A 13,403-nucleotide genomic window follows, 5' to 3' on the forward strand; every position below is an offset into this window, starting at 1 on the left:
TCATCAGGCGGCGGCTGCCGCAACGTCGGTCGCCAATTCCATCACCGCTTCCTGGGTGATCGGCGCGCCAGGCTTGCCCTCGACCACACCCACCAACCGGCCGTCTCGCATAACCACAACGCGGTCCGACACGCCGATTACTTCCGGCAATTCGCTGGATATGACGATGATGGCGGCGCCACCGCGTGCAAGGTCATCGATGATGCGATAGATTTCGGATTTCGCGCCAACATCCACACCGCGCGTCGGCTCATCCAGAATCAGCACGCGCGGCTTGCTCTCCAGCAGGCGGGACAGCAGCACCTTCTGCTGATTGCCACCGGACAGACTGCCGACATTGATATCGGCATTGGGCGCACGCACCGCGAGCTTCTTGATCGCGGCAGCCGCGCGTCTGCGTGCCGCCGCGCGATTGAGGATGCCGCCGCCGAAGGAATCCTCGCCGATCACGTTCATATTGAGGTTGCCGCTGATACTCATGTCGAGGAACAGACCGAGGATCTTACGATCCTCCGTCAGGTAGACGATGCCTGCATCGATCGCTTGGCGCGGATTGGAGATGTGCCGCTCGATACCGTCCACGAAAACCTGGCCGTGTTTGCGGGCATCGGCGCCGTAGATGAGGCGTGCGAGTTCGGTGCGACCGGAGCCCACGAGACCCGCAATGCCCAGCACCTCCCCTTCCCGCACGACGAGGGAACAATCATGAACGCGCCGGCCGTCATCCATGTTCCGGACATCGAGGGCGATCTTGCGGTCGCCTTCAGGCGGCCGATGCTCCTTGGTGTAGAAGGATGACTGGTCACGCCCAACCATCATGCGCACCAGAGTTTGCGCACTCAGCTCAGACCGCATCAGCGTTCCGACCATCGCACCATCCCGCAGCACACTGACGCGATCGGACAGGTCATAAACCTCCCCCATGCGGTGGCTGATATAGATGATGGCGATGCCTTCCGCTTTCAGCGTGCGAATGATGGCGAAAAGCTTATCGGCCTCACGCGCCGAAAGCGCGGTCGTCGGCTCATCCATCACCAGGATATGCGGGTGGCCTGCGAGGGCGCGGGCGATTTCCACCAGCTGCCGCTCGGCAATGGACAGAGAAATGACTTTCGCCGATGGGCTGAAGGGCGCCGACAGACGATCGAGGTAGGGTTGCGCGGCCGCATTCATCGCCTTTCGGTCGATCATGCCGTTGCGCTTCTTTTCCTCACCGAGGAACATGTTCTCAGCGACTGTAAGGTTCGGCGCCAGCGCCAGTTCCTGGTAGATGACGGCGATGCCGCTGCGCCGGCCGGCTTGCGGATTGCCGATTTCGAGCGGCTTGCCGTCGATACGGATCTCACCGCCGGGATCGGCATGATAGGCACCCGACAGGATCTTCATGAGGGTCGATTTGCCGGCACCGTTCTCGCCCATCAGGGCGTGGATTTCGCCGGCATAGGCGGTGAGGGAAACGTCTGTCAGGGCACGAACGGCGCCGAAGGTTTTGCTGATGCCGCGCATCTCCAGCGCGACCGCTTTTGCGGTAACCTGGACGCCATGCGGCACGCTTTCCGATCCGTTCATTCCCTGTACTCCATGGGCAATTGTCGTGCCCTTATCTGTGCAGAGGTTTCGCATTCGGGCCGCGAAAGTCAAGCGGCCCGGATGCGAAAGACATCAAGGATGGCGAATTAATGCGATCTGCTAGCCGAGCGTCGGCATGACGAACTCGGCACCGGCGCGAATGCCGGTCGGCCAGCGCGAGGTCACCGCTTTATAGCGCGTGAAAAAGCGCACGCCTTCGGGACCATGCATGTGATGATCGCCGAACAGCGAGCGCTTCCACCCGCCGAAACTGTGATAGGCCATCGGCACCGGAATCGGCACGTTGATGCCGATCATGCCAGCTTGCACCCGATGCGCGTATTCCCGCGCCGAATCACCGTCGCGCGTGAAGATCGCCGTTCCATTGCCGAACTCATGATCATTGACGAGCTTTAGCGCCGTCTCAAAATCATCAGCACGCACCACGGCCAAAACCGGACCGAAGATCTCTTCCTTGTAGATCTTCATCTCGGACGTGACGTTGTCGAACAAGGTGCCGCCGATGAAATGGCCATTCTCATAGCCCTGCAACTTCAGGCCGCGACCATCGACGACGAGGGTCGCGCCTTCCGCCTCACCGGCATCGATATAGCCGCTCACCTTGTCGAGATGCACCTTAGTGACGAGCGGACCCATCTCATTCGTATCATCCGTGCCTGGCCCGATCTTCAGGGCACGCACGCGCGGCGCGAGCGCATCGATCAGCTTGTCACCGATGCCACCCACGGCAACGGCCACGGAAATCGCCATGCAGCGCTCACCGGCAGAACCGTAGGCGGCGCCCATCAGCGCATCGCAGGTCTTGTCGAGATCGCAATCGGGCATGATGACGGCGTGGTTCTTGGCGCCGCCCAGCGCCTGCACGCGCTTACCGTGCTTGATGCCGGTATTGTAGATATATTCGGCAATCGGCGTGGAGCCCACGAAACTCACGGCCGCGATGCCGGGATGTTCCAGGATTGCGTCCACCACTTCCTTGTCGCCATGAACGACGCCGAAGACGCCGTCCGGCAAACCGGCCTGCTGGAGCAGATCGGCGATCATGAGCGAAGCGGACGGATCACGCTCTGACGGCTTAAGGATGAAGCAATTGCCGCAGGCGATGGCCATCGGCAGCATCCAGAGCGGCACCATGACGGGAAAATTGAACGGCGTGATGCCGGCGCAAACGCCCAGCGGCTGGCGCATGGAATAGGCATCGATGTCGCGGCCGGCCTGTTCGGTGAACTCACCCTTCAGCAGTTCCGGCGCACCCGTGGCGTATTCCACCACTTCCATGCCGCGCGTCACTTCGCCCAAGGCATCGGACAGCACCTTGCCATGCTCATCGGTGATGATAGCGGCGAGTTTCTTGGCGTTCTGCTCAATGAGATCGCGAAAGCGGAACATGACGCGGGCGCGCGCTAGCGGCGTGGTCGCAGCCCATTTCGGAAAGGCAGCGGTCGCGGCCCGCACGGCCTCATCGACATCTGCCGCCGTGCCGAGAGGCACCTGGCGGGCAATGGAACCGTCTGCCGGCTGGTAGACATTCGCCGTTCGTGTCGAGGTGCCGGAGGTGCGTTTGCCCCCGATATAATGCTGGATGGTATCCATGATCATCTCCAAAAAAAGCTTACCAAGTCAGAAAGGCGTGGTCGGGTGACATGGTGAAGCGCCACTCCCTTACCGGGCCGGCCATCACATTGAGATAATAGAGGTCAAAGCCATGCGGCGCACCCACGGGGTGGTAGCCGCGCGGCACTAGAACCACGTCCTTGTCCGAAATCGCCATGGTCTCATCCAATGATCGGTCATCGGTATAGACGCGCTGGAGAGCGAAGCCGGAGCCCCGTTTGAGGCGATGGAAATAGGTTTCCTCAAGATAGGTTTCGCGCGGCGGATCGTTTACGTCATGCTTATGCGGCGGATAGCTCGACCAATTGCCGCCGGGCGTCACGACTTCCACCACCAGGAGCGATTCCGCAAGGCCGGTATCGGGCAGGATGTTGCGCACATACCGTGTATTGGTGCCCTTGCCGCGCACTTCCTCCCCCACTTCGGAGGGCGGAATGATGCGGGCGGGCAAGGTGCCTTTTGCGGGGGAGGAACAGACGCCGACTTCGGCCGCCGTCTGCGCCTCGATCGTCCAGGACGAGTGCGCCGGCACATAGACCGACCAGGGACTGCCGTCGAACACCGACTCGCGTTCGCCCAGCACGCCGAAATCGACGGCGCCGACGGCGATGCGAACCCGCCCGGTGAGGATGACGAGGCAAACCTCATGGCCATCGGTCGGGCGGGTGACGACCTTGCCCGGCGGCAGTTCGAGCGCCGAGAAGCCGACATAGCTCCAATCCGCCGAAGCCGGGGTAATGTGCTGGATGAAGCCATCCCGATCCGGCGGTGACGGATGAACAAGCAACCGGGACGCCATTACAGAAGCCCCCCTTCGTGAAGGTATGTTTTGAGATTGGCCATGCCCAGGGAGGCATATTGGAACGGGTTCGCGACGGCCGGGTCCTGTTCGGCTTCCAGCACCACCCATCCCGCATAGCCCGGCAATTCGCGGAAGATCGACACGAAATCGATCATGCCATCACCCGGCACGGTATAGACGCCGTTAAGAACGCTTTTGAGGAAGCTCCAGTCTTCGGCTTCACTTTTGGCGCGCACTTCAGCCCGGATATCTTTGGTATGCACATGGCTGATGCGATCGCGGTAACGGCGAGCGAGCGCTGCCGGATCCGATCCGCCCCAAACGGCATGGCCAGTATCGAGCAGCAGATGCACCGATGGCCCGGTATGGGCCATGAAGGCATGGATATCGTCGTCACTCTGCACGACGCTGCCCATGTGGTGGTGATAGACGATGCGCACACCGTCAGTCAGCAGGCGGTCGCCCACCGCCGTCATCCGGTCGCCGAAGGCCTTCCAGTCCTCGCCCTTCAGGCGCGGCCGGCGCGACAGGGGCGTATCGATTTCTCCTTGGATCGTATTGGAGGTTTCGCACACAACCATGACGGTGCTGCCCATGGCTTTGAGCAAGGCGAGATGCTTGCCCATGGCGGCGTATTCCGCATCCGCGTCGCGTGCGAGGAGCTTCGCCGAGTGCCAACCCGAAATGCAGGCGAGGCCGAAGGGCGCGAGCGCCGCCTTCAGCGCATCCGGTGTGCGCGGAAACTTCTTGCCGAGTTCCATGCCCTCGAAGCCGATTTGGCTTGCTTCGGACAGGCAGGTTTCCAAGGGCGTATCGCCGCCCAATTCGGGCATGTCGTCATTGGACCAGCAGATGGGATTAGCCCCGATCCGGATCGTCATGTGAGAGGCGTCTCCTGCGCTGCGGTCTTTGTTACGCGCCCCTCAAGCAAGGCGTGGATGCTCGGCCTTCGCCGAGCATGACGGTATAGGTAGCGTCGTTTCGCATTATTCATTACGTTAAAATTATGAAAAGCGGCTGAGTCTATATCATCACCGATCGGCCCAACGGCGTCCTGTATATCGGCGTGACCGCCGATCTTGCGCGCCGGGTCTGGCAGCATCGCGAGGGCTTCGGTTCGGATTTCACGCATCGTTATGGGCTGCACCGTCTCGTTCATGCCGAGTCTCACGAGACCATCCTGCAAGCCATTGCGCGCGAGAAGGCACTGAAACGCTGGCCCAGGGCCTGGAAGGTACGCCTGATCGAACGGGGCAATGCGAACTGGAATGACCTGTACGACTCCATTATTTAACCCGTCATGGCACGCGAAGGCGTGCCATCCACGCCTTGCCTTTTGCCCCGAAGCAAGGCGTGGATGCTCGGCCTTCGCCGAGCATGACGGGTTGGTAAAAGGCACCATACCTAATTCCCTACAAACTGGCGTTCGATCGCCGTCTCGTACGCCTTCCGCGCCGCCCGCACCTCCGCGCGCTCAGACACTTCCGGCACCGCGACATCCCACCAATGGCCACCGGCATCCGTACTGATCAAGGCATCGGTGTCGATCACAACCGCATAGGTCTTCGTGCTCGCGCGCGCACGCGCCAAAGCCGGACCAAGCTCTGCCAGGGACGATACCTTTTCGCTCGTGGCCCCCAGGCTGCGGGCATGCATGGCGAAATCTACCTCGGGCAGAACTTCGTGGAAACTATCCTGCAACAGGTTGTTGAATCCCGCACCGCCCGTCGCATGTTGCAGGCGATTGATGCAGCCATAGCCACGATTGTCGAGAATCACGAGCACCAGCTTGCGGCCGAGCATGACCGAGGTCGCGATCTCAGAATTCAACATCAGGTAGGACCCGTCGCCGATCATGACGATGACCTCGCGCTCGGGCTGCGCCATCTTCACGCCCAGGCCGCCGGCGATTTCGTAACCCATGCAGGAGAAGCCGTATTCCATGTGATAGCCGCCCGGCCTCTGCGCCTGCCACAGCTTATGCAATTCGCCTGGTAGACCACCCGCCGCGCAGACAACCACATCCGTCGGCTGCGACCAGCGCTGCACCATGCCCACCACCTGCGCATCAGACGGCAAGGCATTGCCCGGTTCGGCCGGCGCTTCAGTGTAGCTTTCCGCCTGCGTATACCACGCGGTTTTGCTGGATACCGCGCGCGGGGTCCAGGCCGTGTCCGCTGTCCAATCGCCCAGCGCCGCACCGAGTTCGACCAACCCAGCGCGCGCATCCGCCACCAGCGGCTGCGCATTGTGCTTGCCTGCGTCAAAGGCTTGCGTGTTCAAGCCGATGATGCGGCGCCCCTCACCCTGGAACAGCGCCCAGGATCCTGTCGTGAAATCCTGCAACCGCGTGCCGACCGCGAGCACGACATCGGCCTCTGCGGCGAACTCATTCGCGGCGCCGGTACCGGTGACGCCAATGGCGCCCATGTTCATGGGATGCGCGGTCGCGAGAGAGGATTTTCCGGCCTGGGTTTCGCCCACAGGAATGCCATGCGCCTGCGCGAAAGCCGCGAGTTCGCGCTCCGCTTCGGAATAAAGCGTGCCACCACCGCAAACGATGAAGGGCCGCCGCGCAGATTTCAGCAGACGGATCGCCTCGCCCAGTTCGCGTGCATCAGGGCGTGGGCGGCGCGGCGTCCAGATGCGTTCGTCGAAGAAATGGGCCGGGAAGTCGAATGCTTCCGTCTGCACGTCCTGGCAAAGACCCAGTGTCACGGGGCCGCATTCGGCAGGATCGGTCAAAACCTGCATGGTGCGGGCGAAGGCCGGCATGATCTGCTCGGGCCGCGTGATACGATCGAAATAGCGCGATACCGGGCGGAAGGCATCATTCGCCGTGATCGTCCCATCCTGCCAATCCTCGACCTGCTGCAACACGGGGTCAGGTCGACGGCTGGCGAAGACATCGCCCGGCAGCAGCAGAAGCGGCAGCCGATTGACATGCGCGACGGCCGCCGCGGTGACGAGGTTGAGCGCGCCCGGCCCGATCGACGTCGTGCAGGCCATGACGCGGCGGCGACGCAGCGCCTTGGCATAGGCGGTGGCCGCATGGGCCATCGCCTGCTCGTTATGCGCGCGGAAGGTTGGCAACACATCGCGCACGCCGTGTAGCGCCTCCCCCATGCCCGCGACATTGCCGTGGCCAAAAATCGCCCAGACGCCGCCGAAGAACGGCAGGATCTGCGTTTCACCAGAGGCCGCCTCGATCACCGTCTTCTGCGCCGCCATGGCGCGGACCAAGGCCTGAGCCATCGTCAACCGGATTTTGCGCATCGCGAGCATCCTTTCCTCAGGCGGCCTTCGACCGTCGCGTATCGCCCCAGGCCGTCACCAGCCGGCCGAAACGCTCGGCCATCTGGTCGACTGCCTGGGCATCCGTGATCGTGCCCGACAGCCAGGCACGCGCCGGCTCGATATGGATGGTGCGGCCCACGGCGAAGCCCTTCACCAAAGGCACCTCGGCACAGGCCTTGAAGGTTTCAATCAGATCATCGAAGGGTGCTTCCAGCCCGAGCACCATCACACCGCGACAATACGCGTCACTCTGGCCGATGGTACGGCTGATCGCGTCCCAAGCCTTCGCACTCTTCTGCGGTTCCAGCTTCCACCAGTCGGGCTTGATGCCGATATCGTAAATGCGCTGAATGACGCGGGGAATTGTGTCATCCAGCAACGGGCCATGCTTGCCAGCGATGATTTCGATCAGCAGATCGCGACCCAAGGTGCGACAGGCGTCGTAGACGCGTTGCAATTCGCGTTCCTGCCGCAGGCGCAGCTCCTCCGGATCATCGGGGTGATAGAAGCACAGGCATTTGATGACCTGGCTGGTCGGCCATTCGATGAGATGCGTGCCCAGGCTGCCGCCATATTCGAAGTCGAGCGGACGCGAGCCCGTCAATTCCACAGGCCGCGCCACCCAAAGCTTGTGGTCGGCGGCGCGGAACAGCGCTTCCCGCCCATAACGCCCGTCGATGAACATGCCGAAGCCCGGCCGACCATCCGCCACACGCGCGGCCGCCTGCACAGCGAGCACCTTGAAGTCATTGATCCGTGCGAAAGGGGCGCCAACCTCCGTCGCGACCGCTTCCAACTGGATGCGATGGTCGATCGCCAGCGCCATGATGCCCGGCGGACTCGCGGGCCGCGTCGTCGCCCAATGGATGTGGTTGATGGCGCGATCATGCCGCAGGGCGCGATGCGGGCTGCCATGGTCGAGGAAGGCGCGCAATTCCGGAAAGGTCGGGATTTCCGGTGAGCACAAGAGGCGCGATACGGCGAAGGCGCCGCAGGCATTGGCATAGGCGCAGCAGGTTTCCAATGCCTCATTCCGCAGCCAGCCACGCAGGAAGCCGGACATAAAGGAATCGCCCGCACCGAGAACGTTATAGACTTCCACGGGGAATCCCGGCCCCCTCACCCCGTCATCCAGGCTGTCGGGGATGGCATCGGGGAAGACCACGCAGCCCATCGGCCCGCGTTTGCAGACGATGGCGGCGGCGGATTTGGCCCGAATGTTGCGGATCGCTTGCAGCGTATCTTCCGATCCGCCCGCGACATGCAGCTCCTCCTCCGTGCCGACGATGAGGTCGCATTGCATCAGCACCGGCGCCAGATGCGCAGTCACCGCGTCAGAGCGGATGTAGCGCGCCTCACCCGCGTCATGCCCCGCAAGGCCCCAAAGGTTCGGGCGATAATCGACGTCGAAGATGACCTTGCGGCCATTGGCGCGGGCGATGCGTATCGCCTTGTTCTGCGCCGCCGCCGTGCCGGCTTGGGCGAAATGCGTGCCGGTCACCACCACCGAGGCCGAGGAGGCGATGAAGGCCTCGTCGATATCGTCCTCGCACAGCGCCATGTCTGCGCAATTGTCGCGGTAGAAGACCAGCGGAAAGGTTTCGCTGTCCCGCACGCCGAGGATCACCAGGGCGGTCAGCCGGGTCTTGTCCGTGACGACGCCGGCCGTCTCAACACCTTCGCGGGCGAGTTGCTCCAGCAAGAAACGGCCGATCTGCTCGTCACCCACGCGGGTGATCAGGCCCGAGCGCAGGCCGAGGCGAGACGTTCCGATGGCGATATTGGCCGGGCAACCGCCCACGGCCTTGGTGAAGCTTCCCATGTCTTCCAGCCGGCCGCCGATCTGCTGGCCGTAAAGGTCGAGCGAGGACCGTCCGATCGCGATGAGGTCGAGTTGCGGGTCGGCCATCGGGAACCTCTTGTCTTATCGGTAGACGGGAAGCGGCAGCGTTTCCAAAGCGGCTTTTGCCGCGCTTTCTTAGGCACGGATAAAACCACCGTTCCAAAATTTGGTCAAGATGGTTCGTATGTTCTCACGCACCATTCTCCGCTCGTCGGCTCACCAATGCGACCGCCAGAGTGGTGGCGAGGGCGAAAGTCGCGGCGAGAGAGCGGAAACCCGCATAGTCCGCTTCGGCGACCTCCAGCCAGACATGGGCCGATTGCACGAGCGGCGAGAAAGGTGAATCGGTGATCCCCACCACCGGCACACCACGCTCGAAGGCCGCACGGACCGTCGCCAAAGTCTCCCCCGCGTAGGGCGTGAAGCTGATCGCCAGAAGCGCGTCATCGGCGCGAATGAGATCGACCTGCCGCGCACCGAGACCGCCGAGTTGATCGACGAGGTCACAGCGAGCGCCGAGCTTTTGGAGGGCATAGGCGAGATAGACCGCGACGGGAAAAGCACGACGCACGCCCACGATATAAATCGTATTCGCCGCCGCCAGCCGCGCGACCGCCTGCTCAAGGGCCTGGACATCAACGCCTTGGCGGAAATCCCGCGTCGAGGCGCAGGAAGCTTCGACCAGCCCATCCAGCAATCCCATGACATCCCCGCCATGCGCGCCGTCATGCAGCGCCTCCAGCCGGGCGTTGTAATCGGGCCAGCGATCCCGCGCATGAGACTGGAACACCAGTTGCAGATCCGAAAAACCTGAATAGCCCAGCGCCTGGGCGAAGCGGATCATGGTCGAGGGTTGGACCCGCGCCTGGCGGGCGAGTTCGGCCACGCGCCCGAAGGCAATTTCCTGCGGGTGCTGAATGGCGAAATCCGCGACCTGAACAAGGCGCTTGGGCATGCGGTCCCGCCGATCGAGGATCACGGCACGCAAGCTGCGGAAATCCCGTGGCGGGTCGTCGGTCTTGGGGGAATGCGGCGCGAAGCCACTCTCCTCAGCATCCATGCGTTTCTTCTCCCGTTGACAACCCATAGACCAAATGGAATATCTCTTCCATATCTACGACAAACAAATAAAAACGCTCCAAGCGTTCCTGCCGACCCCTTGAGAAAGAACGATAGAATGATCCGTTTCTCCGTCCTCGGCTGTGGCCGCATCGGCAGCATGCATGCGCGCAACCTGACGCGGCATCCGAAGGCGCGCCTGGTGTCGGTCTTCGACGTGGTGACCGCCGCGTCTGACGCGATGGCGCAGGAATTGGGCGTGAAGGCCGCCGCGTCGGTCGCGGAAGTGCTCGCGGATCAGGATGTGGACGCGGTGCTGATCGCGACCAGCACGGATACGCATGTCGAGCTGATCACCGCCGCCGCCCGCGCCGGCAAGGCGATTCTTTGCGAGAAGCCGATCGCCCTGGACATGGCGAAGGTGGATCAATGCTGGGGCGAGATTCGCGACCTCGGCGCAACCATCATGATCGGCTTCAACCGCCGGTTCGATCCGTCCTTCCGCGCCGTGCATGACCGCATGACGGCGGGCGAAATCGGCAAGCTGGAGCAGGTGATCATCACCAGCCGCGATCCCGGCCCGCCGCCGATCGGCTATATCAAGGTCTCTGGCGGGCTATTCCGCGACATGACCATCCATGACTTCGACCTTGCGCGATATTTCGCCGGGGACATCGTGGAGGTGCATGCTTTTGGCGGTAACCTCGTCGATCCCGCCATCGCGGCGGCAGGGGATATCGATGCCGCCATGGTGACGATGCGGGCCGCGTCCGGCGCGCTCATTCATATCAACAACAGCCGTCGTGCGAGCTATGGGTATGACCAGCGGCTGGAGGTGTTCGGCGAGAAGGGCATGCTCATCGCCGGAAATAAGACGGCGACGACGGTGCAGGCCTATTCAGCCGAGCGCACCGGCGCGGCAGACGTGGTGCTGCCCTTCTTCATTGAGCGTTACGCCGATGCCTATGCCAATGAGATTGCGAATTTTGTGGATAGCGTCGCGACCGGCAAGGCGCCGCTGACAAGCTTTCGGGATGGCGCCGAGGCGCTCCGCCTCGCGGATGCGGCGTTGGAAAGCCTCAAGACGGGCAAGTCGGTTAAGATCTCACACTCGTAGGGTGGATGAGCGCAGCGTTATCCATCGTGCGTCCGTGGTTCGGCGGAATACGCTGCGCTCTTCCGCCCTACGTTGTGTGACCTCAACTCAATCCCGCGGCCGGATCATCTCGAACAGGCTCGTGACTTCCGCATAATCGCCCCGGTAGCCGCATCGCCCTATGGGACGCGCGGCCGCCGTGTCGAACTTGCCGTCCGTCAGGAAAGCCGGGTCGATATGCACGCCCACAATCTGGCCGATGACCATGAAGTTCGAACCCGGACGGCCATCGAGACCGACGAGATGCTTGATCTCGACGAGCTTGCATTCGAGGGCGGCGGGGGACGCCGCGACGCGCGGCGGCTTGACCATCGTGGAGGGTGCGGCCGCGATCCCGGCCAGTTCCATCTCATTCACCTCGGGGCCCACCGCGCGGCTGCTGATGTTCATCACCTCCGCCAATGGCCGCACGGCGAGATTGGCGACGAACTCGCCCGTCTCCTCCACGTTGCGGATGCTGTCCTTCCAGGAATTGCTGCTGAACATCACCATGGGCGGCTCGTCCGACACCATGTTGAAGAAGCTATAGGGCGCCAGGTTCACCACGCCCGCGCGGCTCATGCTGGTGATCCAGCCGATCGGCCGGGGGGCGATGATCGCCTTCAGCGGGTCATGCGGCAGCCCATGGCCGCGCGCGATCTCGTAGAAATACGACTGTGTCATGGTGACCACGGATACCCCGGCCGTCCGCGCCTGCCTACTGTGCCGGCACGACGATGAGGACGATTCGATGGCTGGCGCGCTTTCACATATTCGGGTGCTCGACCTGTCCCGCGTCTTGGCGGGGCCCTGGGCCGGGCAGCTTCTGGGCGACCTCGGCGCCGAGGTCGTGAAGGTGGAGCGGCCTGGCAGCGGCGACGACACGCGCAGTTGGGGACCGCCTTTCCTAAAGGACGCCGACGGCCAGGATACGCGCGATGCCGCCTATTTCCTCTGCGCCAATCGCAACAAGCAGTCGGTGACGATCGACTTTACCAAGCCGGAGGGGCAGGCACTCGTCACCGCCCTCGCCCGCTCCTCCGACATCCTGATCGAGAACTTCAAGGTCGGCGGCCTCGCCCAATACGGCCTGGATTATGAGACGCTACGGGCCGAGAACCCCCGGCTGATCTATTGCTCCATCACCGGCTTCGGCCAGACCGGACCCTATGCCGAGCGCGCGGGCTATGACTTCCTCATTCAAGGCATGGGCGGCTTGATGAGCATCACCGGCCGGCGGGACGGTGAGCCCGGCGCCGGGCCGCAGAAGGTGGGCGTGGCGGTGACGGATATCCTGACCGGGCTCTATGCCTCCAACGCCATCCTGGCCGCCCTCGCCCATCGTGAGGTGTCCGGCCTCGGCCAATATATCGATCTCGCCTTGCTGGACGTGCAGGTCGCGAGCCTCGCCAATCAGACGATGAACTATCTGACGACAGGTCAATCGCCGGTGCGGATGGGCAACGCGCATCCCAATATCGTGCCCTATCAGGATTACCCGACGGCCGATGGGGCGATGATCCTGGCGGTGGGGAATGACGGGCAGTTCGCGCGCCTCGCGACGGCGGCGGGCCATGCCGAATGGGCGGCCTCGCCCTTGTTCGCCACCAACCAGGCGCGGGTGGCGAACCGGGATGCGTTTGCGGCGGCCTTCTCCGCCGTGTCCGTCACGCGAACGACGAAGGCATGGATGGCGGTGTTGGAGCCGGCGGGCGTGCCTTGCGGCCCGGTCAATACCCTGGCCGAAGTCTTCGCGGATCCGCAGGTGGTGGCGCGCGGCTTGGCCGTGCGCATGCCCCATGGCAGCGGCGCCGAGGCCCGGCTGGTGGCCAATCCCATTCGCATGTCCGAAACGCCGGTGGAATACCGCACCGCGCCCCCGCTTTTGGGCGAGCACACGCGCCGGGTGTTGACTGATCGACTGGGCTTGGATGACGCTGAGATCACCGCACTCGCGGATCGAGGGGTCCTCTAGAAGCCTCCCAACCTCGTGATCGCCCGAGGAGAAAAAGTTCATACTTCCGGCGCAAAGACTTGTCCTAATCTCATCTCTCGAAACATTC

At 63.0% G+C, this 13,403-nt stretch carries 11 protein-coding genes; 3 read left to right on the forward strand and 8 right to left on the reverse strand.

The window, feature by feature from the left end:
• Positions 1-3: 3 nt before the first annotated feature.
• The 4 genes from QP803_RS10525 to iolE form a co-directional block, all read right to left on the reverse strand.
• On the reverse strand, positions 4-1,569 hold the full coding sequence (locus QP803_RS10525; RefSeq protein ID WP_284947708.1) for a sugar ABC transporter ATP-binding protein: 1,566 nt from the start codon (positions 1,567-1,569) through the stop codon (positions 4-6).
• 120 nt (positions 1,570-1,689) lie between these two features.
• Complete coding sequence (locus QP803_RS10530) at positions 1,690-3,183, reverse strand: CoA-acylating methylmalonate-semialdehyde dehydrogenase (protein WP_284947709.1); 1,494 nt, start codon at positions 3,181-3,183, stop codon at positions 1,690-1,692.
• Positions 3,184-3,202: 19 nt separating this feature from the next.
• Positions 3,203-4,003, reverse strand: coding sequence for a 5-deoxy-glucuronate isomerase (iolB, locus tag QP803_RS10535; RefSeq protein ID WP_284947710.1), 801 nt, complete (start codon positions 4,001-4,003; stop codon positions 3,203-3,205).
• Positions 4,003-4,887 (reverse strand): myo-inosose-2 dehydratase, encoded by an 885-nt coding sequence (gene iolE, locus QP803_RS10540; RefSeq protein WP_284947711.1) that lies wholly within the window; start codon positions 4,885-4,887, stop codon positions 4,003-4,005. Before iolE ends, iolB begins: the two co-directional genes overlap by 1 nt.
• 149 nt (positions 4,888-5,036) lie before the next feature.
• On the opposite strand from iolE, the gene QP803_RS10545 reads away from it, so the two are divergent.
• Positions 5,037-5,300 carry a GIY-YIG nuclease family protein gene (locus tag QP803_RS10545; RefSeq protein ID WP_284947883.1) on the forward strand — a complete coding sequence of 88 codons (264 nt, stop codon included), beginning with the start codon at positions 5,037-5,039 and terminating at the stop codon, positions 5,298-5,300.
• Between the two features lie 110 nt (positions 5,301-5,410).
• Here the strand turns inward: QP803_RS10545 and iolD are convergent, their stop codons facing one another.
• From iolD to QP803_RS10560, 3 genes are all read right to left on the reverse strand, one after another.
• Positions 5,411-7,282: a 3D-(3,5/4)-trihydroxycyclohexane-1,2-dione acylhydrolase (decyclizing) gene (iolD, locus tag QP803_RS10550; protein WP_284947712.1), complete on the reverse strand. Its 1,872-nt coding sequence runs from the start codon at positions 7,280-7,282 to the stop codon at positions 5,411-5,413.
• Between the two features lie 16 nt (positions 7,283-7,298).
• Positions 7,299-9,212, reverse strand: coding sequence for a bifunctional 5-dehydro-2-deoxygluconokinase/5-dehydro-2-deoxyphosphogluconate aldolase (locus QP803_RS10555; protein ID WP_284947713.1), 1,914 nt, complete (start codon positions 9,210-9,212; stop codon positions 7,299-7,301).
• A gap of 124 nt (positions 9,213-9,336) precedes the next feature.
• The gene (locus QP803_RS10560; RefSeq protein ID WP_284947714.1) at positions 9,337-10,206 is read right to left on the reverse strand and encodes a MurR/RpiR family transcriptional regulator; all 870 of its coding nucleotides are present in this window, start codon (positions 10,204-10,206) and stop codon (positions 9,337-9,339) included.
• Positions 10,207-10,323: 117 nt separating this feature from the next.
• Between QP803_RS10560 and iolG the strand changes: the two genes are divergently transcribed.
• Positions 10,324-11,322: an inositol 2-dehydrogenase gene (gene iolG, locus QP803_RS10565; RefSeq protein WP_284947715.1), complete on the forward strand. Its 999-nt coding sequence runs from the start codon at positions 10,324-10,326 to the stop codon at positions 11,320-11,322.
• 87 nt (positions 11,323-11,409) lie between these two features.
• Here the strand turns inward: iolG and QP803_RS10570 are convergent, their stop codons facing one another.
• On the reverse strand, positions 11,410-12,024 hold the full coding sequence (locus QP803_RS10570; RefSeq protein WP_284947716.1) for a flavin reductase family protein: 615 nt from the start codon (positions 12,022-12,024) through the stop codon (positions 11,410-11,412).
• Between the two features lie 67 nt (positions 12,025-12,091).
• Between QP803_RS10570 and QP803_RS10575 the strand changes: the two genes are divergently transcribed.
• On the forward strand, positions 12,092-13,315 hold the full coding sequence (locus QP803_RS10575) for a CaiB/BaiF CoA transferase family protein (RefSeq protein ID WP_284947717.1): 1,224 nt from the start codon (positions 12,092-12,094) through the stop codon (positions 13,313-13,315).
• Positions 13,316-13,403: the final 88 nt, after the last annotated feature.

Origin of the sequence: Acidisoma sp. PAMC 29798, from assembly GCF_030252425.1 — a bacterium.
In the GTDB taxonomy this organism is placed as follows: domain Bacteria; phylum Pseudomonadota; class Alphaproteobacteria; order Acetobacterales; family Acetobacteraceae; genus Acidisoma; species Acidisoma cladoniae.